This window comes from Halopseudomonas salina, from assembly GCF_008641105.1.
This window is the reverse complement of sequence record NZ_VTTI01000008.1, coordinates 70,123-89,067: the sequence shown is the minus strand read 5'-3', so window position 1 is coordinate 89,067 and position 18,945 is coordinate 70,123. Positions and strand designations below refer to the sequence as shown.

The 18,945-nt window shown below is 56.6% G+C and carries 15 protein-coding genes and 2 tRNA genes; 14 read left to right on the top strand and 3 right to left on the bottom strand.

What is annotated here, in order from left to right:
- Positions 1-68 precede the first annotated feature (68 nt).
- The 12 genes from tpiA (at position 69) to FZF01_RS13700 (ending at position 11,984) form a co-directional block, all read left to right on the top strand.
- Positions 69-827 (top strand): triose-phosphate isomerase, encoded by a 759-nt coding sequence (gene tpiA / locus FZF01_RS13755; RefSeq protein ID WP_150278777.1) that lies wholly within the window; start codon positions 69-71, stop codon positions 825-827.
- Positions 827-1,225, top strand: a complete 399-nt coding sequence (gene secG, locus FZF01_RS13750) for a preprotein translocase subunit SecG (RefSeq protein ID WP_150278776.1) — start codon at positions 827-829, stop codon at positions 1,223-1,225. The genes tpiA and secG overlap by 1 nt, the downstream gene beginning before the upstream one ends.
- Positions 1,226-1,237: 12 nt before the next feature.
- Positions 1,238-1,322: transfer RNA gene (locus tag FZF01_RS13745), tRNA-Leu, on the top strand.
- Positions 1,323-1,423: 101 nt separating this feature from the next.
- A tRNA-Met gene (locus FZF01_RS13740) sits at positions 1,424-1,500 on the top strand.
- Positions 1,501-1,666: 166 nt separating this feature from the next.
- Complete coding sequence (rimP, locus tag FZF01_RS13735) at positions 1,667-2,122, top strand: ribosome maturation factor RimP (RefSeq protein WP_150278775.1); 456 nt, start codon at positions 1,667-1,669, stop codon at positions 2,120-2,122.
- Positions 2,123-2,175: 53 nt separating this feature from the next.
- Positions 2,176-3,657, top strand: coding sequence for a transcription termination factor NusA (nusA, locus tag FZF01_RS13730; protein ID WP_150278774.1), 1,482 nt, complete (start codon positions 2,176-2,178; stop codon positions 3,655-3,657).
- Between the two features lie 60 nt (positions 3,658-3,717).
- Entirely contained in the window at positions 3,718-6,264 is a 2,547-nt protein-coding gene (infB, locus tag FZF01_RS13725) for a translation initiation factor IF-2 (protein WP_150278773.1), read from the top strand.
- Between the two features lie 123 nt (positions 6,265-6,387).
- Complete coding sequence (gene rbfA / locus FZF01_RS13720) at positions 6,388-6,774, top strand: 30S ribosome-binding factor RbfA (RefSeq protein WP_150278772.1); 387 nt, start codon at positions 6,388-6,390, stop codon at positions 6,772-6,774.
- A gap of 4 nt (positions 6,775-6,778) precedes the next feature.
- A complete protein-coding gene (gene truB / locus FZF01_RS13715; RefSeq protein WP_150278771.1) occupies positions 6,779-7,699 on the top strand; it encodes a tRNA pseudouridine(55) synthase TruB in 921 nt (306 codons plus the stop codon).
- Between the two features lie 400 nt (positions 7,700-8,099).
- Positions 8,100-8,369 (top strand): 30S ribosomal protein S15, encoded by a 270-nt coding sequence (gene rpsO / locus FZF01_RS13710; protein ID WP_150278770.1) that lies wholly within the window; start codon positions 8,100-8,102, stop codon positions 8,367-8,369.
- An 87-nt stretch (positions 8,370-8,456) separates the two neighbouring features.
- A complete protein-coding gene (gene pnp, locus FZF01_RS13705) occupies positions 8,457-10,565 on the top strand; it encodes a polyribonucleotide nucleotidyltransferase (protein ID WP_150278769.1) in 2,109 nt (702 codons plus the stop codon).
- 177 nt (positions 10,566-10,742) lie between these two features.
- A complete protein-coding gene (locus FZF01_RS13700) occupies positions 10,743-11,984 on the top strand; it encodes a hypothetical protein (RefSeq protein WP_150278768.1) in 1,242 nt (413 codons plus the stop codon).
- A gap of 174 nt (positions 11,985-12,158) precedes the next feature.
- Here FZF01_RS13700 and FZF01_RS13695 read toward each other — a convergent pair whose 3' ends face one another.
- Positions 12,159-13,613, bottom strand: coding sequence for a catalase (locus FZF01_RS13695; protein ID WP_150278767.1), 1,455 nt, complete (start codon positions 13,611-13,613; stop codon positions 12,159-12,161).
- 242 nt (positions 13,614-13,855) lie between these two features.
- Between FZF01_RS13695 and FZF01_RS13690 the strand changes: the two genes are divergently transcribed.
- Together FZF01_RS13690 and FZF01_RS13685 are read left to right on the top strand one after the other, a co-directional pair.
- Positions 13,856-14,554 carry a nitroreductase gene (locus tag FZF01_RS13690; RefSeq protein ID WP_150278766.1) on the top strand — a complete coding sequence of 233 codons (699 nt, stop codon included), beginning with the start codon at positions 13,856-13,858 and terminating at the stop codon, positions 14,552-14,554.
- Positions 14,555-14,718: 164 nt separating this feature from the next.
- Positions 14,719-16,611: a putative bifunctional diguanylate cyclase/phosphodiesterase gene (locus FZF01_RS13685; RefSeq protein WP_150278765.1), complete on the top strand. Its 1,893-nt coding sequence runs from the start codon at positions 14,719-14,721 to the stop codon at positions 16,609-16,611.
- A 6-nt stretch (positions 16,612-16,617) separates the two neighbouring features.
- Here FZF01_RS13685 and FZF01_RS13680 read toward each other — a convergent pair whose 3' ends face one another.
- Together FZF01_RS13680 and FZF01_RS13675 are read right to left on the bottom strand one after the other, a co-directional pair.
- Positions 16,618-17,490 carry an MOSC domain-containing protein gene (locus FZF01_RS13680; RefSeq protein WP_150278764.1) on the bottom strand — a complete coding sequence of 291 codons (873 nt, stop codon included), beginning with the start codon at positions 17,488-17,490 and terminating at the stop codon, positions 16,618-16,620.
- A gap of 58 nt (positions 17,491-17,548) precedes the next feature.
- Positions 17,549-18,679, bottom strand: a complete 1,131-nt coding sequence (locus FZF01_RS13675) for a sensor histidine kinase (RefSeq protein WP_150278763.1) — start codon at positions 18,677-18,679, stop codon at positions 17,549-17,551.
- Positions 18,680-18,945 lie beyond the last annotated feature (266 nt).

Here is an 18,945-nt window from a genome sequence, read left to right as displayed (position 1 = left end):
GAAAATGCGGTTGTGTCAGTGGGGCAACTTGGTTAACATTGGCGCCCGCTCGAACTGAGAGGTTGAGGATGCGTCGTCTGCTCGTCGCCGGTAACTGGAAAATGCATGGGACTCGGCAATCCGTTGACAGCCTTCTGAAAGGGCTGAATCAGCAGGACTGGCCGGATAACGTAGATCTCATGATTGCCCCGCCGTCACTGTACATTCAGCATTGTCTGGAGCGTCTGTCTGGCTCTCCGCTGTATGTCGGCGGCCAAAGCTGCGCTTATCAGGCTGAGCCTGGTGCTCTGACAGGCGAGATATCGGCAGCCCAGTTGCGAGATGCGGGATGTGAATTTGTACTCGTTGGTCACTCCGAACGTCGCAGTCTGTTTGGTGAAACTGACGAGGTAGTGCGCAAGAAATTTGCTGCAGCATTGGCTTGCGGTTTGCGCCCGGTACTCTGTGTAGGCGAGACGCTCGAGCAGCGAGATGCCGGGCGGACCGCCGAAGTAGTGGGTACTCAGCTGAAAGTGATTCTTGATGCCTTTGGCGTAGGAGGATTGGCCCAGGGTGTGGTGGCTTACGAGCCGGTCTGGGCAATAGGTACCGGATTGACAGCCGAGCCTGACCAGGCCCAGGATGTGCACGCGATGATCCGGGCGCGGCTTGCGATGCTTGACGATGAGCAGGCGCAGCTGGTTCAGATTGTTTACGGCGGCAGCGTCAAGGCGGATAACGCCGAAGCACTTTTCGCCATGCCGGATATCGATGGGGGGCTGGTAGGTGGAGCTTCCCTCAACGCAGATGAATTTGGTGCGATAGCACGTGCCGCAGGACGAGTGTAATGATTGAGACCGTGGTAGTGGTTATTCACCTGATGGCAGCGCTCGCGCTGGTCGGCCTCGTGCTGATTCAGCAGGGTAAGGGTGCCGAGACTGGCGCGTCCTTCGGGTCCGGCGCATCTGGCACTGTTTTTGGCAGTCAGGGTTCGGCAACTTTCCTTAGCCGCTTGACAGCTGTGTTGGCCGCTGTATTCTTCATCACCTCGCTGGGCTTGGCATTTTATGCCAGCAACAAGGCGGATGTGATTCGTGATGCAGGTTTGCCTGCGCCGGCAATGCAGCGGGATTTTGCTCCGCAGAGCATTGAAGAAGATGTTCCTGTATTGCAGGAAGATGTACCTGTTCTTGAAGAGCAGACTCCTCAGGCAGACGCGACGGACGATGTACCTCCGGTCGAGTAAGCCAACAGTTTTGCGGAAGTGGTGGAATTGGTAGACACGCTATCTTGAGGGGGTAGTGCCTTAGGGTGTATGGGTTCGAGTCCCATCTTCCGCACCAATCAAACAGGGCCTGCATTTGCAGGCCCTGCATATTTCAGGGCTAAGTACGCCGGTTGTCTTGTCAGGCATCCGGGCGTATAATGAGCGCCCTAGATTCGACGCGGGGTGGAGCAGTCTGGTAGCTCGTCGGGCTCATAACCCGAAGGTCGTAGGTTCAAATCCTGCCCCCGCAACCAGTTTCAAGGCCCCTTTTCAGGGGCTTTTTATTAGCTGTCCTGTTCGCTCGGGCGGTGTAAAACGGGATGGGCTTCAATGCCCATTTTTTATTGGTGCATGTTTTTCAGGCTGTATAAATCAGACTGTTTTCAGGCCGTTTATTATTTTGAAAGCGAGGCGGTTAATTTGTCCGGCAAAGTGACTGAGTTGGAGGCCATTGCGGTCCCGATTGTCGAAGCTTTGGGCTATCGTTGTTGGGGTGTGGAATATTTGTCCCAGGGGCGACATAGTCTTTTGCGCGTGTATATCGACCATCCCGAGGGTGTGAGTGTCGAGGCGTGCGCGGCGGTCAGCCGACAGGTTAGCGCTGTACTGGATGTCGAGGATCCGATTTCAGGTGATTACACCCTGGAGGTTTCCTCCCCAGGTATGGACCGGCCTTTGTTTACACTTGAGCAGTTCGCCAGTCATGTTGGTGAGCAGGCCAAGATCAAGTTACGCGTCCCCTATGAGGGGCGGCGGAATTTTCAAGGTGTCATCCGTGGAGTCGAAGGTGATGAGGTCATATTGCAGGTAGAAGAGCATGAGTACCTGCTGCCGATCGACACAATCGACAAGAGCAATATCATTCCACGGTTTTGAGCATTATTTCGGGCTCCAGTGGCCCCAATGGATGGCGTTAGGCGAGGCATACGATGAGCAAAGAAGTGCTGCTGGTTGTGGAATCCGTTTCCAATGAGAAGGGCGTACCGCCCGGCGTGATTTTTGAAGCGTTGGAACTGGCATTGGCAACAGCTACCAAGAAGCGTTATGAGGATGAAGTAGATGTGCGCGTGGCGATCGATCGTCACACCGGCAGCTACGAGACTTTCATGCGCTGGACTGTGGTTGCCGATGAGGATTTCGAAGAGCCCGGCATGCAAATGACCCTCGACCAGGGCCAGGAGCGTGATCCCGACATCAAGTTTGGCGACGTGATCGAAGACAAGATCGAGTCGGTCGAATTCGGTCGTATTGCTGCGCAGATCGCCAAGCAGGTTATTGTCCAGAAGGTTCGCGAGGCTGAGCGTGCTCAGGTCGTTGATGCCTACCGTGACCGGTTGGGTGAAATTATCAGCGGTACGGTCAAGAAGGTGACACGCGACAGCGTTATCGTTGACCTGGGTAATAATGCCGAAGCGGTATTGCCCCGCGAAGAGATGATTCCGCGCGAGACTTTCCGCACCGGCACTCGTATTCGCGCACTGCTCAAGGACATCCGTACCGAGAACCGCGGTCCTCAGTTGGTATTGTCGCGCAGCTGTCCGGAGATGATCATCGAGCTGTTCCGCATTGAAGTGCCGGAAATCGCCGAAGAGCTTATCGAAGTCATGGGCGCTGCTCGTGACCCAGGCTCGCGGGCCAAGATCGCCGTCCGCTCCAAGGACAAGCGTATTGATCCCCAGGGCGCCTGCATTGGTATGCGCGGTTCCCGCGTACAGGCCGTATCTGGCGAGCTGGGTGGCGAGCGCGTGGACATCGTATTGTGGGATGACAACTTCGCCCAGTTCGTGATCAACGCCATGGCTCCGGCCGAAGTGGCGTCGATCATTCTGGATGAAGATGCGCACACCATCGACATCGCCGTGGCCGAGGATAATCTCGCTCAGGCAATCGGGCGCAGCGGCCAGAACGTACGCCTGGCCAGCATGCTGACCGGCTGGACCCTGAACGTGATGACCGAAGATGATATCCGCGCCAAGCAGGAAGCCGAGACTGGCGATATCCTGCGTACTTTCGTCGATGAGCTGGATATCGAAGACGATCTGGCGCAACTCCTGGTAGAAGAAGGCTTTACCTCCCTGGAGGAAATTGCCTACGTACCCATGGAGGAGATGCTGGCGATCGACGGCTTTGACGAAGACATCGTCACCGAGCTGCGTTCGCGGGCCAAGGATCTGCTGCTGACGAAGGCGCTTGCCAGTGAAGAGAAGCTGGATGAAGTGCAGCCAGCAGACGATCTGTTGAACATGGAAGGGATGGACCGCTCACTGGCGTTCCATCTGGCCGCAAAAGGCATCATCACCATGGAAGATCTGGCAGAACAGTCAATTGACGAACTGCTGGAGATTGAAAGTATTGACGAAGAACGTGCCGGTGCCTTGATCATGGCCGCACGGGCACCCTGGTTTGCATAACCGGTCGGTTAGTACTTTTACCCTGCGCGTAAGCAGGTACCCGACTGAGGAGAGAATTGAATGGCGGAAGTAACGGTCAAAGAGTTGGCCCAGGTAGTGGGAACCCCCCTGGAGCGCCTGCTACAGCAGATGCAGGAAGCCGGTTTGCCCCAAACCAGCGCGGATCAGCGTGTGAGCGATGAGGAAAAGCAGGCATTACTGGCCTTTCTCAAGAATTCCCATGGTGGTGAATCTGCCGGCGAGCCGCGCAAGATTACCCTCAAGCGCAAGACGGTCAGCACCCTGCGGGTAGCAGGTAGCAAGACGGTCAACGTTGAAGTGCGCAAGAAGAAGACCTACGTCAAGCGCGACCCGGTTGATCTCGAAGCTGAGCGTCAGCGTGAGGCCGATGAGCTGCGTGCCGCCGAGGAAGCCCGGATTGCTGCGGTGGCTGCTGAAGCCAAGCGCAAGGCTGATGAAGAAGCTCGCATTGCTGCTGAGGCTGCGGCCAAGGCGCCTGAAGCGGCAGCTCCTGCTACTCCTCCAGCCGCTGCTCCCGAGCAGCCCGCCAAGGTCGAACCTGAAGCGCCGGCTGCAGCCCCCGAGCCGCCAGCCGCCCCTGTGGTTATCGCACCGCCGGCAGACAAGCCTGACCATTCCAAGAAAAAGGACGCGCATCGCAAGCCGACTCGCGCCGAGGAAGAGGAAGAGCGTAGCCGCAAACGTGCCGGTGGCAACAGTGCCAAGGGCCGTAATGCCCCGCGTGGCAACGATGACGACGATGGCGGTGCCCGTCGTCGTGGTGGTGGTGGCAAACTCAAGGCGAACAAGAAACGCAATGTACACGGCTTCGAAAAGCCGACAGGACCTATAGTGCGAGAAGTTGTAATTGGCGAGACCATCACCGTGGCCGAACTGGCCCAGAAGATGTCGATCAAGGCGGCCGAAGTCATCAAGTACATGTTCAAGGCCGGCAACATGGTAACCATCAACCAGGTGCTGGATCAGGACACGGCCAGCATTATTGCCGAGGACATGGGCCACAAGGTCAAGCAGACCAGCGAAAGCGAGCTGGAAGACGCGCTGGTTTCCGAGTCCCAGGCGCACGAAGGCGAGATGGTCAATCGTGCACCGGTTGTAACCGTTATGGGTCACGTTGACCATGGTAAGACCTCGCTGCTGGACTACATCCGTCGTGCCAAGGTCGCCTCTGGCGAGGCCGGTGGTATTACCCAGCACATTGGTGCTTACCACGTTGAAACCGATCGCGGCATGGTCACTTTCCTCGACACCCCCGGCCACGCTGCGTTTACCGCAATGCGTGCCCGTGGTGCCAAGGCTACCGACATCGTGATTCTGGTGGTTGCTGCTGACGACGGTGTTATGCCGCAGACTGAAGAAGCCGTGGCCCACGCCAAGGCTGCCGGTGTACCGCTGGTTGTTGCTGTGAACAAGATCGACAAGGAAGACGCCGATCCGGACCGCATCAAGAACGCCCTGGCCGCACTGGACGTCATCCCTGAAGAGTGGGGTGGCGATACCATGTTCATGCATGTGTCTGCCAAAGAGGGTACCGGCATCGACGACCTGCTCGAAGCAGTTCTGCTGCAGGCCGAAGTACTTGAACTGCAGGCCCAGCCTTCAGCTCCAGGCCGTGGTGTTGTGGTTGAGTCGCGTCTGGACAAGGGCCGTGGCCCGGTTGCCACCGTTCTGGTTCAGAATGGCACCCTGCGTCAGGGCGATATCGTCCTGGCTGGCGTGAACTACGGCCGCGTTCGTGCGATGTATGACGAAAACGGCAAGTCGATCAAGGAAGCAGGCCCGTCTATCCCTGTAGAGATTCTGGGTCTGGATGGCACGCCGGATGCCGGTGATGAACTCACTGTGGTTACTGACGAGAAGAAGGCGCGGGAAGTGGCGCTGTTCCGTCAGGGCAAGTTCCGTGAGATCAAGCTGGCTCGCCAGCAGTCTTCCAAGCTCGAGAACATGTTCGAAAACATGGGACAGGACGAGAAGAAGACCCTCAACATCGTACTCAAGTCCGATGTGCGTGGTTCGCTGGAAGCCCTGCAGGGTTCCTTGAGCGAGCTGGGTAATGACGAAGTGCAGGTCAAGATCATCTCCGGTGGCGTAGGTGGTATTACTGAAACCGACGCCAACCTGGCCTTGGCATCCAATGCCGTGATCTTCGGTTTCAACGTCCGTGCCGATGCTACTGCACGCAAGATCGTCGAATCCGAAAGCATTGACCTGCGCTACTACAGCGTCATTTACGAGATCATCGACGACGTCAAGAAAGCCCTCGGCGGTATGCTGGGCAGCGACGTTCGCGAACAGATCCTCGGTGTTGCCGAAGTGCGCGACGTGTTCCGTTCGCCGAAGTTTGGCGCGATTGCTGGTTGCATGGTCATTGAAGGTACCGTCTATCGTAACCGCCCTATCCGTGTACTGCGCGAAGACGTGGTTATCTACGAAGGCGAGCTGGAATCCCTGCGTCGCTTCAAGGATGACATCGGCGAAGTGCGTAACGGCATGGAGTGCGGTATCGGCGTGAAGAACTACAATGACGTCAAGCCCGGTGACCGCATCGAAGTATTCGAGCGCATCCAGGTACAACGCAGCCTGTAATAGCTGCAGGCGGTGATACACGGCAGGCATCGGGCTCAGCGCAAGCTGATCCGGGTGCTTGCCGTTCACGTTTGCGATGTTCCGCTTTTTTAGGCCGCCTGCGGGCAGCCAGAGACAGATTTTATGGCGAATGAAAACAGTCGTACCCACCGCGTAGCCGATCAGATGCAGCGCGAGCTGGCATTGTTGATCCAGCGCGAGATCCGCGACCCGCGGCTCGGGATGATCACCATTACTGCGGTCGATGTGAGCCGCGACCTGGCGCATGCCAAGGTCTATATCACGTTGATGAACAAGGACAGCGATGAGGAGATTGCCGAGAACCTTGCGATCCTCAAGAACGTGGCCGGCTTTCTGCGTATGCAGCTGGGCAAGGTCATGAAGCTGCGCAGTGTTCCGCAACTGCACTTTCACTACGACGAAAGCGTACGCCGTGGTGTGCATCTGTCATCGTTGATCGAACGTGCTGTAGCGGAAGATCGCGAGCACCAATCGGACGGCGAGGAGTAGGCTTTTGTCGGCACCACGCAGCAAACGCCGGGATATCGACGGCGTACTGATTTTTGATAAGCCCTTGGGGATGACGTCCAACGCCGCCCTGCAAAAGGTCCGCTGGTTGTTCAACGCGGCCAAGGGTGGACATACTGGCAGCCTGGACCCCCTGGCCAGCGGCGTTTTGCCCCTGTGTCTCGGTGAAGCTACCAAGTTTTCCCAGTATTTGCTGGATGCGGACAAGGCCTACATAACCGAAGCGCGCCTGGGCATGACCACCACCACCGGAGACGCCGAAGGCGATGTGCTGCAGACCCGCCCGGTGAATGTCACCCTGGCTGACGTCGAGGCATTGCTCCCGCAGTTCACCGGTCCGATCGAACAGATTCCGCCTATGTATTCTGCGCTAAAGCACGAGGGCCAGCCCCTGTACAAGCTGGCCCGCGCGGGGGAAACAGTGGAGCGCAAGGCGCGATCTGTTACCATCAGCAAGTTAAAGATTTTGAGCCTGGAAGGCGACCGCCTGCGGCTTGAAGTGCACTGCACCAAAGGCACCTATATTCGCACGCTGGTCGAGGATCTGGCCGAGGCCCTGGGATGTGGCGCGCATGTGTCGGAACTGCGACGCATACAGGCCGGGCCTTTTGACCTGAGCCAATCCGTGACCCTGGAAACCCTCGAAGCGTTGCACGCCGAGGGCGGACATGAGGCACTGGATCACTTGCTGCTGCCCAGCGACAGTGGGCTGGAAGACTGGCCCTCAGTCGAGCTCACCGAGCAGACGGCCTATTATTTGAACCACGGTCAAGCGGTCATGGTTCCGGACAGTCCGGCATTCGGCATGGTGCGTTTGCGCGACCACACCGGACAGTTTATTGGTATCGGCGAGATTACCGACGACGCCCGTGTAGCACCGAAGCGGTTAATGCGCTTCAACGGATAGACAATGGATTCCCGCCTGCGCGGGAATGACGGGGTGGGAGTCAGGAAGCACCTGACTCGGTCAACAGAAACACGCCGGCCCGGAATAAACGTCATTCCCGCGCAGGCGGGAATCCAGGCGGACTCAGCTGAACTACACTGAGCCCCGAATTAGCGTCATTCCCGCGAAGGCGGGAATCCAGGCGGACTCAGACGAACTACACTGAGCCCCGATTTAGCGTCATTCCCGCGAACGCGGGAAACCATGTTGACCTGGGCCAATACGCCGAGTCAGCAGCAAAGAAGTTGACCCATCAGGGTCGCGACGAGGGTGGCTGTTAACAGGCACGGTCATACCTCGATTTAAAACACGGGTCACTCCAAGTGATGTGCCCGGCCTGTTCACTCAGAGGAAAGCTATCATGGCACTGAGCGTCGAAGAGAAAGCTGCAATCGTAACTGAATATGCCCGTGGCGAAGGTGACACCGGTTCTCCGGAAGTCCAGGTAGCGCTGTTGACTGCAAACATCAACAAGCTCCAGGGTCACTTCAAGGAAAACAAGAAGGATCACCATTCCCGTCGCGGTCTGATCCGGATGGTAAACCAGCGTCGTAAGTTGCTGGATTACCTGAAGTCGAAAGACATTCCGCGTTACAGCAGCTTGATCAGCAGTCTGGGTCTGCGTCGCTAAGCGACAAGCCCCATTTGGACATGATCGGGTCCGAAACCCGGTCGTGCCCAGAGTTTCCCAAAGGCAAAAACAGAGAGAGAAGACACCGTGAAACCGGTTATCAAGCAATTCAAATTAGGCAAAAACACCATCACCCTGGAGACCGGCCGCATGGCCCGCCAGGCTTCTGGTGCCGTTCTGGTCAGCGTCGATGATGCAGTCAGCGTTTTGTGTACCGTAGTCGGAGCCAAGAAAGCCGACGCCGGTCGCGACTTCTTCCCCCTGTCCGTGTTCTATATCGAAAAAACCTACGCCGCCGGCCGCATTCCCGGCGGTTTCTTCAAGCGTGAAGGCCGTCCTACCGAAAAAGAGACCCTGACCTCGCGCCTGATCGACCGTCCGATTCGTCCGCTGTTTGCCGACGGCTTCATGAACGAAGTCCAGGTGGTCTGTACTGTCGTCTCCACCGACAAGACCACTGATCCGGATATCGCCGCGCTGATCGGTACCTCCGCGGCTCTGGCCATTTCCGGTATTCCGTTTGATGGCCCGATTGCCGGCGCACGCGTTGGCTTTGACGCCAACAACGGTTACATCCTCAACCCGACCTACGAAGAGCAGAAGACCTCGCGTCTGGACATGATCGTTGCCGGTACTGAAGACGCCGTGCTGATGGTTGAATCCGAAGCTCAAGAGCTGACTGAAGATCAGATGCTGGGCGCCGTACTCTTCGCCCACATGGAATTCCAGCCAGCGGTCCAGGCCATCAAGGAGCTGGCTGCTGAAACGGGCAAGCCGCGTTGGGATTGGCAGCCCGCTCCGGAAAATACCGCACTACTGGATGCCATCAAGGGCCAGTTTGGTGCCGGTATCTCCGAGGCTTATACCATTACCGACAAGATGGCCCGCTATACCCGCCTGGGCGAACTGCGTAACCAGACCATCGAAGCCCTGTCCGGTGACGAAGAGGGCAAGCCCTCTGCCAGCGACGTCAAAGATGCCTTTGGCGTTATCGAATACCGCACCGTGCGTGAAAGCATTGTCAACGGCAACCCCCGTATTGACGGTCGCGACACCAAGACTGTGCGCCCGCTGAACATTGAAGTCGGCGTACTGGGCCGCACCCACGGCTCGGCACTGTTTACCCGTGGCGAGACCCAGGCCCTGGTGGTTACCACTCTGGGTACTGCACGCGACGCACAGCTGCTGGACACCCTGGAAGGCGAGAAGAAAGATCCCTTCATGCTGCACTACAACTTCCCTCCCTACTCGGTAGGCGAGTGCGGTCGTATGGGCGGCACCGGTCGTCGTGAGGTTGGTCACGGCCGTCTCGCGCGTCGTGGTATAGCCGCCGTGATGCCGAACATGGATGACTTTCCCTACACCATCCGCGTGGTATCGGAAATCACCGAGTCCAACGGCTCCAGCTCCATGGCCTCGGTCTGTGGCGCTTCTCTGGCTCTGATGGACGCTGGTGTACCGCTGACTGCCCCGGTAGCCGGTATCGCCATGGGTCTGGTCAAGGAAGGCGACAAGTACGCGATCCTGACCGACATCCTGGGTGACGAAGACCACCTCGGCGACATGGACTTCAAGGTGGCCGGTACCGCCAAGGGCGTCACCGCTCTGCAGATGGACATCAAGATCAAGGGCATCACCGAAGAGATCATGGAAAACGCGTTGGCCCAGGCTCTGGACGCGCGCATGAACATCCTTCAGCAGATGAACGAAGTACTGCCAGCCTCACGCAAGGAGCTGTCCTCCAACGCTCCGACCATGATCAGCATGAAGATCGACTCCGACAAGATCCGTGACGTGATCGGCAAGGGTGGCGCAACCATCCGCGGTATCTGTGAAGAAACCGGCGCCTCCATCGACATCACCGATGACGGCTCGGTCAAGATCTTCGCGCCCACCAAGGACGCCGCCAACGCAGCCAAGGCACGGGTTGACGAGATCACCGCAGAGGCGGAAATCGGCAAGATCTACGAAGGCAAGGTAGAGCGCATCGTCGACTTCGGCGCATTCGTCAACATCCTGCCGGGCAAGGACGGTCTGGTTCACATCTCCCAGCTCGCCAACACCCGCATCGAGAAAGTCACTGACGTGCTGACCGAAGGCCAGATGGTCAAGGTTCTGGTGCTGGACGTCGACAACCGCGGCCGTATCAAGCTATCCATCAAGGACGTTGAAGCAGCCGAGGCCAGCGGCGTCTAAACCACGCCCCGCGCCACACAAGCCCCGGCCTCAAAACCGGGGTTTTTTATGCCTGCAGAAAACGCCCCAACTTTGCTAACGCCACCCCCCGTGCTATATCTACATCACTGGCCAAGCCCGCTTGCCAGCACTCTACTTCGGGGGAAACGTCACAGATAAATCAACGGAAGGAACGCTGTGCAGGATAATCCCGTAATTCGTGATCTTGGTGAGCCCGAGACACTTGAAAGCCTTTATCGAGCTGAGCCGGCCCGGTTCAGAAAGTGGCTGGACGAGGCGATTTTTCACCAGCCCGCTTCTGAAACCCTCCGTGTCTGGGAAGCGAGGCTCAGCTTTGCTGAGCATGCACCTTCCGCCGACGCTTTTGGCACCAAGCTGTTTGTTATTGTCGTTGCGTTGATAGCCGGAACACTGGTGAAGCTTCATGCGCTCCCGTTTGTGGAGGATGAATGGTATCTGCCCCGCTTTGTACCCTTGATCGTAATCGGCACCTTGATTGTCTACTTTCTGGCAACATCTGCGCGTAGTAGCTCCCGCATGTCATTGAGTGGTCTGGCAGCCTGTGTTGCGTTAGCGGCGTTACTGCCGTCTGCGGAGGGCTCTGATACAGTCACCATGGCGTTCATTCACCTGCCACTGGTTGTGTTGTCCGTACTGGCTCTGGCTTTTATGGGTGATGACTGGCGATCTTCCTGGTCCAGGTCGCTTTACGTACGTTATCTGGGCGAGATGCTCATCTATACCGCCATCATTCTGCTGGGCGGGATAGTGTTAACGCTGCTGACCTTTGGCTTGTTCCAGCTTATCAATATCAATATTGATGAGTGGTATGCGAAATACGTTGTTGTGTATGGCCTGGTTGCCTCGCCGCTGGTCGCTACCTACCTGTACGACGTGCCGCTGAACCGCGATAGTCGGATTGCGACACTCATCGCCAATCTCTTCGCGCCCCTGATTCTGCTGACCATCGGTATCTACCTGCTTGCGATTCTGCTCCAGGGTACGACTCCTTATTCTGACCGGGATTTTCTGATCACGATTAATGGTTTGCTGCTGGTCGTGCTGGCCATCGTCATCTACTCGGTAACCGGGAAAATCACGGAGTCAGGGAGCCGCTCTTCGGACATGATCAACATGATCATGATCACTTTGACCCTGGTTATAGACGCGTTTGCCTTGTCCGCTATCGTGTTCCGTTGGGCCGAATTTGGTATTACGCCAAACCGCGTTGCCGTTACTGGCGTCAACCTTCTGGTCTTTATCCACCTGCTGATTCTCCTCAAAGACTATCTGGCTTATAAGAAGCTACGTGTCACCAGTGAGGCACTGGTTGAGTCGGTGACTGGCTATTTAGCGGTGTACACGGGCTGGTCTGTGTTTGTCGTTATTGGCTTGCCGCTGCTGTTCTGGTTCAGTTAAGTATCGGGGTCGTATGGCGTGTCTGGGGGCGGCCTCATTAATTAATGAGTTGGTAGGGCTGGTAGCTTGACGAGGTGCTTCTCCCAGGACGGCGCTAAGTTCGCTCATTCAAGTGATCACTCTGAAATGAAAAGACCCGCCTTCAAGGCGGGTCTGCTCGTTTCAGGAAATGGCTCAGCTGGTTTTTATCTTCAAGGCGATGCGATCACCGATGTCCTGGTCAATATTGCGCCAGTATTGCAGTGAACGCTCCAGCACCGGAGGTGTCACGCCATCTTTTAGGTGGCCAGCGACGTTGTTGACAAGTCGCTCGCGTGCCGCATCGTCCATTACCTCCCGAACCATGGTGCCGGCCTGGCCAAAGTCATCATCTTCTGCATGCAGGGTATAGGCCTCGCGTACCATGTTGCCGCTTGCACTCCAGGTGTCTACGGTTGGGTTCAGCGTCGGGTCAGCTGCCGGTCCGCCCTTGGAGTTGGGTGCGTACACAGGATCGGTGACGTTATCCATGCGCATGGCGCCATCCTTGCTGTAACTGTTCACGGGGCTCCTGGGGCGGTTGACTGGGATCTGCTTGTAATTGACGCCCAGGCGCGCACGGTGTGCATCGGCATAAGCGAATACCCTGCCGAGCAGCATCTTGTCTGGGCTGAGGCCAATACCGGCCACCAGATTACTGGGTTCGAATGCGGCCTGTTCGATTTCCGTGTGGTAATCCGTTGGGTTGCGATCGAGTGTCAGTTTCCCTACTGGGATGAGCGGGTAGTCGCCATGCGGCCAGACCTTGGTCAGGTCGAAGGGGTTGAAGCGATAAGTCTCTGCGTCTTCGAACGGCATGATCTGCATGTGCAGCGTCCAGCTCGGGTGATCGCCGCCCTTGAGCGCTTGGTAGAGGTCGCGGGTGTGATAGTCCGCATCCATGCCGGCCATCTTGTCGGCTTCTTCCTGGGTCATGCATTCGATGCCCTGGTCGGTCTTGAAGTGATACTTCACCCAGAACTTCTCGCCCTGGGCATTGACCCACATGTAGGTGTGGCTGCTGTAGCCATTCATGTGGCGCCAGGTTTTCGGAATGCCGCGATCACCCATCAGCCAGGTGACCTGGTGGGCGGACTCGGGTGACAGGGACCAGAAATCCCACTGCATATCATGGTCACGCAGATTGGTGTCGGCGCGGCGCTTCTGCGAGCGGATGAAGTGCTGAAACTTCATGGGGTCACGCACGAAGAACACGGGGGTGTTGTTGCCCACCATGTCGTAGTTACCTTCGCTTGTGTAGAACTTCACCGAAAAACCTCGGGGATCTCGCCAGGTATCCGGGCTGCCACGCTCACCGGCAACGGTCGAGAAACGCATCAGGACATCAGTTCTGGTGCCGGGTTGAAACACGGCCGCCTTGGTAAAAGCACTGACGTCATGGGTCACCTCAAAGTGACCAAAACCGCCACCGCCCTTGGCGTGAGGCTGACGCTCCGGAATGCGCTCACGGTTGAACTGCGCCATTTGCTCGATCAGATAATGGTCGTGGAGCATGATGGGGCCGTTGGGGCCGATTGTCAGCGAATGCTCGTCGCTGGATACGGGAATGCCTGCATCATTGGTTGTTGGTTTCGGCTTGTCATCAGACATATCAGCTCTCCATTCGATTTGTTGCGGGCCGGGCAGTAAACCTGTCAGTCTCTTGGCTCCCGGACTAAAAATGATCACCAGTTCTTTTCTCTGGCTGATCCGTTCGACTCGTGGATTGGGTATAAATCAAAAATAAATATGTAACCAGTTGTGGCTGATTGCGGTTAACCATGACCTTGATTGATTTACCCGAATGTTCGGTTATACATTTGGTTCTCAAAAACTCACTGAGGAGACAGGGTTTGAATTACGAAGATGTCGTCTTTGGACGCCGCAGTATTCGCGCTTTCAAGCAGCAAGCCGTTCCACGTAACGTGATTGAGGAAGTCATTGCGCTTGCCTCCCGCGCGCCTTCATCGATGAATACCCAGCCCTGGCACCTGCATGTGCTCACCGGTGAGCCGTTGGATCGTATCCGGGCGGAGAATACCGAGCGAATGCTCAAGGGCGTGCCGCCCTCCAAGGAAAGCCGGGGCGTGGGTGCCTACGAGGGTGAACACCGTGACCGGCAGGTGGAGATTGCTGTGCAGCTGTTCAAGGCCATGGGCATCGCCCGTGACGACAAGGAAAAGCGTCAGGATTGGATCCTCCGAGGTTTTCGGCAGTTTGATGCACCTGTCTCCATTGTGGTGACCTACGACCGGGTCTTGCAGGAGGGCGATATCGCCCAGTTCGATTGTGGTGCTCTGGTTAATGGCCTGGTGAATGCGGCCTGGTCTCGCGGGCTGGGCTGTGTAGTTAACAGTCAGGGCATCATGCACTCTCCGGTGGTTCGCGAGCATGCGGGTATTCCCGAGGACCAGGTGATTCTGATCTGCGTGGCAATGGGCTACCCGGATGAAGAATTTCCAGCTAACGCTGTGGTATCCAAGCGTCGTGACGTCAATGAGGTGGCGACCTTTGTCGGTTTTGACGAGATGGTTTCAGAGTTGAACAAGTAGGTTGAGGGTGGCTGGCTGATGCATTCTTACGAGTAAAGTCGATGCGATGAAGCCCTCTCCCTCTACCTGAATGAAGAACGAATGTCGTAGACTAGCGAACTAGTTAGCATTCCCATTCACACGTCCGCTTGACGGAGTTATTGCCTCAAGGAAATAGAGGGCCCATGTCTTTAACACCCAATCAGAATGATGAAGTCAATACGTCTCGCGCATCAGTGAAGCTGGCAGCCGGCAAGCAAGCCAGGGTTCTAGTCAACATCCTGTGTGTGGTAATGACGCTTGTGGGGGCTCGAGCGATTGCAATGGGTGGGTGGTTGGACGCCTCGTTGATCGGGGTTGGTTTGGGTTCTGCTCTGGTATGCCGTTTTCTGTTGTGCAGGAGAGAGAGCGAGATTGCCGTTCCGCTTCTTCTGGTTATTCTTGCGGTGATAGTGAGCATGTCGCTGTGGTTCAACCAGGGACTGTATAGCGGTGGTTTGCTTGCCTACCCGGCATTGCTGGTAGTGGCAGGCATTATCGCCTCGGCCCGGCTCTTTATTTCTTTACTGGTAATCATGCTGTCTACCGTGGCGGTTGTCACATGGTCATCTATGAGTGGGCTGCAGGATTATCAGGCAGCTCCCCATGGCCTGGGCCGCTTCGTGGTGGTGAGTAGCCTCTTGCTCATGTGTGCGTCGGTTGTCTGGGTCCTGATCCGTGACCTGCAGGTGACGCGGGTTCACCTGGATGACGAGATGCTGCGGGTAAAGGATTCCCAGGCGAACCTGACACACCTGAGCAGACATGACGCCTTGACCGATCTACCCAACCGGCTACTGATGCAGGAACGTTTCGCAGAAGCCATTATGCTGGCCGAGGAAGAGGGTACACGGGTAGCGCTGATGAGTTTCGATCTGGACAACTTCAAGATCATCAACGATTCACTCGGCCATGCTGCGGGCGATGAGTTGCTTCGGCGTATCGCTGAGCGCCTCAAGGGCTTGATTCGCGGCTCCGATACGGTCAGCCGGCAAGGTGGTGACGAATTTCTGGTGTTGCTGGGAGATGTGGACACCCGTGAGACTCTTGAGCTGGTCGCACGCAGATTCCAGGAGCTGGTTGCCCGGCCGCTTGTGCTTGACGATATCGAGCTGGTGACCTCGCTGTCGATCGGCATATCAGTGTATCCGGATGACGGTGAGGATTTCGGGACGCTATTGAAAAAAGCCGAACTGGCCATGTATCAAGCCAAGGCGGCAGGGCGAAACGCCTATTGTCTGTTCAGCGAGGAGATGAGTACCAATACCTACGAGCGTTTGGGTATCGAGCAGGATTTGCGTCAGGCTCTGGGGCGCGAGGAGTTCAAGCTGCAGTATCAGCCGATTGTCGATCTGCAGAGCGGTGATCGCGTCATCGCGGTGGAGGCGTTGATACGCTGGCACCAGCCAGAGCGGGGACTGGTCGGGCCCACCCTGTTCGTCGGGGTGGCAGAGCAGATGGGGCTAATCGTCGAAATTGGCGAATGGGTTCTGCATGAAGCCTGTCGCCAGGCGATGGCTTGGCGCGCAGCGGGTTTGCCGGATCTGGTCATGTCAGTCAATCTTTCGGCTGTTCAGTTGCGCAGGGGAAATCTTGAAGCAGTGGTGCGCGCAGCGCTGACAAGTTCGGGGTTGCCGCCACAATATCTGGAGCTGGAGCTTACCGAGTCCATGCTGCTGCAGGACTCGGATGCTTCCCTGGTGCTGTTGCAGAATCTCAAAGGGCTGGGAGTGAAGTTGTCGATTGATGATTTCGGTACAGGTTATTCGAACCTGTCCTACCTGCAACGCTTTCAGGTCGACACCCTGAAGATAGATAAATCTTTTGTTCAGAATATCGGTGAAAATGAGCAACATCGGGCCATTGTAAATGCCATCATCCAGATGGCTCACAGCCTAAATTTGCGCACCATTGCCGAGGGGATAGAGGATCTGCCTACCAGACAGCTCCTCGCAGACCTGGGTTGTGACCGGGGTCAGGGGTATCTGTTTGCCAAACCTCTGGTGGCAGAAGATTTTGCCGAGCTGGCTGTGGGGTGATTCAGGTCAGAGCGTTTCCAGCCACACTTCCTCGCCCACATTCAGCAAACTGTTCCCGTCGATTGCCCCGTATATTCCGAGATTCTGTTCCGCAGCCTGCACGATGCTGCGCAGGATACTTTTGTCAGTCTGCAGATTGGCCTGGGCGCGGGTGACGGCGCCACATCGAGGGGCGGTCCCGGTGCATTGAATGGTCGTGTCGCCAATGCGCAATTGTTTACCCAACCAGGTCTGTTCGATCAGTCCCTCCATGCCAGGCAAGGTCTCAATCACCAGGTTGGGCCGGAACCGCTCCACGTCCCAGTCGGCGTTACTGTTGATCTGCTGCATGTGTTGCAGGCTGGCGCTGGTCAATATGTGAAATGGCGAGACGAGGAAAAAAGTACCGGGTAGCGATACAAATTCCTGCATGTCCGGGGGGAGGTTATCCAGATCCGGCAGCGGCTCGCCAGGTTCACGTGTAAAGGTAGCCTTCAATTCCTTGAGCCAGGTGGTCGCATCGGCCTTGTGACGTCTGAAGAAAGCCGCGTTTTCAGGGAAGGGCCGCAACGACTGCAAGGTACTAGCGTAGCCGATGGTGTCGGACACCTGTTTATGTACCGAGGGGTCATCACTGCCCAGTACTATCCCACCCGGGAAGCTCACATCTACCTGCCCACTCAGATCGCCATGATTATCCAGTCGTTGGCTCGCCCGGCATTTCAGCAGGTCTGGCCGAAACTTGCAGCTCTGGATTTCCTGGCGCTCCAGGTCCTGTACTGCCCAGGTACGGTCCCCGAGCAGGCCGTTCGCTGAGAGATGGCATTGCTGCATGCTTTCCCCTGCCATGCCTTTGACCGGGTAACGCCAGATTGATTGAACTGTGCCGACTTTCTGCATGGGTTCCCTCCGTTATTGCCCCGAGCCCTCAATGATAGGAGTACTAGAGGCTAGTCGCCTAGGCTCCTCTGGGTAATTCGACCCTGAATACTGTTCCTGCGCTGCTGGACTCCACTTCAACGCTGCCGTTATGCGCCTGAGCCAGTTCCTTGACGATATAGAGTCCCAGACCGAGATTCTTGTTCGGGTTGCCTTTACCGACATGCTTACGGTTCGAAATCTCGAAGATCTCCTGATGCTGGGATTGCGGTATGGGCGCTCCCTGGCTTTTGACTGCGAGGGTCACGCTGTCGTCCTTGCCTTCACAGCTAACGATTATTTCGCCATCCGCGGCGCCGTGCTGCAAGGCATTATTGATCAGGTTCTGACAAATCTGCCCGATACGACTGGCATCCCAGTTCCCGGTGCAGTCACCAGTCACCACGCGAGTCAAGGTGTGGTTGAGCGTGGCGGAGCGAAACTCCTCGACCAATTGACGAGTAATCTCAGCGAGATCGGAAGGCTCCAGCTGAATATTCAGGCCTTCCCCGATCCGGCTTTCGGTGAAGTCCATCAGATTGTCCAGCATTTCCTTCATGCGCTGTACGCTGGCTATCATGGTAGACCCGAGCTGGTTCAGGCTGTTATCGGCATCTTCCATATTCTTTAGCTTGGCCGCGCCAAAACTGAGAACTTGCAACGGCGATCGAAGATCATGGCCGAGCATTCCGACAAAAATATCGGAGTTCTCGGTCACTGCTTCCGTGTATCGTGCAACGGATTCTGCCAGGGCCTGGTCTATGGCTTCATTGAAGCGGATAAGATCTTCCATTTCGTCGGCATACTCATGCTGGCGTGTGCTTTCACCCTTGAACCACAGACGGAGCACGCTGGCACGCAGCGCTCGATATTCCGCTACCAGAAGGCTGATAGAAAATCCTGCGCCCAAGCGCTCATCGGCATGCACTTCGGCGGCTGTGTCTGCTTCAGGATCCGTGGCGGTGCTTTTACCGTGTGACTTTTTTTTCCGTTCCTGTTCGGTCTGGGCCGTATCCATGTCTCGGACAATGTTATTCAACAGGTCTCTGGCGTGGTCGCGTAACTCGATTACCTCCATTTCCCCGCCAGGCGGCTGGATGATCCGGGCGAAGTCCTCCCATTCCTTGAGTATGGCTTCCATGTTTGAGGAGATAAACTTGTGTAGTCGCATGGCGTGCGGGCTCTGGCCTGATTGATGAAAGTTCACAGGGCGAAATATCTAGGCCCGGATTGCCGCGACGGGCGGGCTCAGTCAAAAGCTGTGCCAACAGGAAGCTTATTGACTATACGGCGGCGAATCGCTCAAAGCCAGTGACTGGGCCACCACTTTTTAGCCGTAAAACCGAAAATTATTGGTCGTACGAAGTTTGTTTGCTGTTGGGGGGCACCTGAGTTGAGTCGAATACGTTTTGCCGGAGCCATCATGCTCCCTTGCTT

Coding starts and splice junctions, on each gene's coding strand:
- nusA (WP_150278774.1), top strand. CDS start 2,176: ATGAGCAAAGAAGTGCTGCTGGTTGTGGAATCCGTTTCCAATGAGAAG.
- secG (WP_150278776.1), top strand. CDS start 827: ATGATTGAGACCGTGGTAGTGGTTATTCACCTGATGGCAGCGCTCGCG.
- FZF01_RS13675 (WP_150278763.1), bottom strand. CDS start 18,679: ATGCGACTACACAAGTTTATCTCCTCAAACATGGAAGCCATACTCAAG.
- infB (WP_150278773.1), top strand. CDS start 3,718: ATGGCGGAAGTAACGGTCAAAGAGTTGGCCCAGGTAGTGGGAACCCCC.
- tpiA (WP_150278777.1), top strand. CDS start 69: ATGCGTCGTCTGCTCGTCGCCGGTAACTGGAAAATGCATGGGACTCGG.
- rpsO (WP_150278770.1), top strand. CDS start 8,100: ATGGCACTGAGCGTCGAAGAGAAAGCTGCAATCGTAACTGAATATGCC.
- FZF01_RS13695 (WP_150278767.1), bottom strand. CDS start 13,613: ATGTCTGATGACAAGCCGAAACCAACAACCAATGATGCAGGCATTCCC.
- rbfA (WP_150278772.1), top strand. CDS start 6,388: ATGGCGAATGAAAACAGTCGTACCCACCGCGTAGCCGATCAGATGCAG.
- FZF01_RS13680 (WP_150278764.1), bottom strand. CDS start 17,490: ATGCAGAAAGTCGGCACAGTTCAATCAATCTGGCGTTACCCGGTCAAA.
- FZF01_RS13685 (WP_150278765.1), top strand. CDS start 14,719: ATGTCTTTAACACCCAATCAGAATGATGAAGTCAATACGTCTCGCGCA.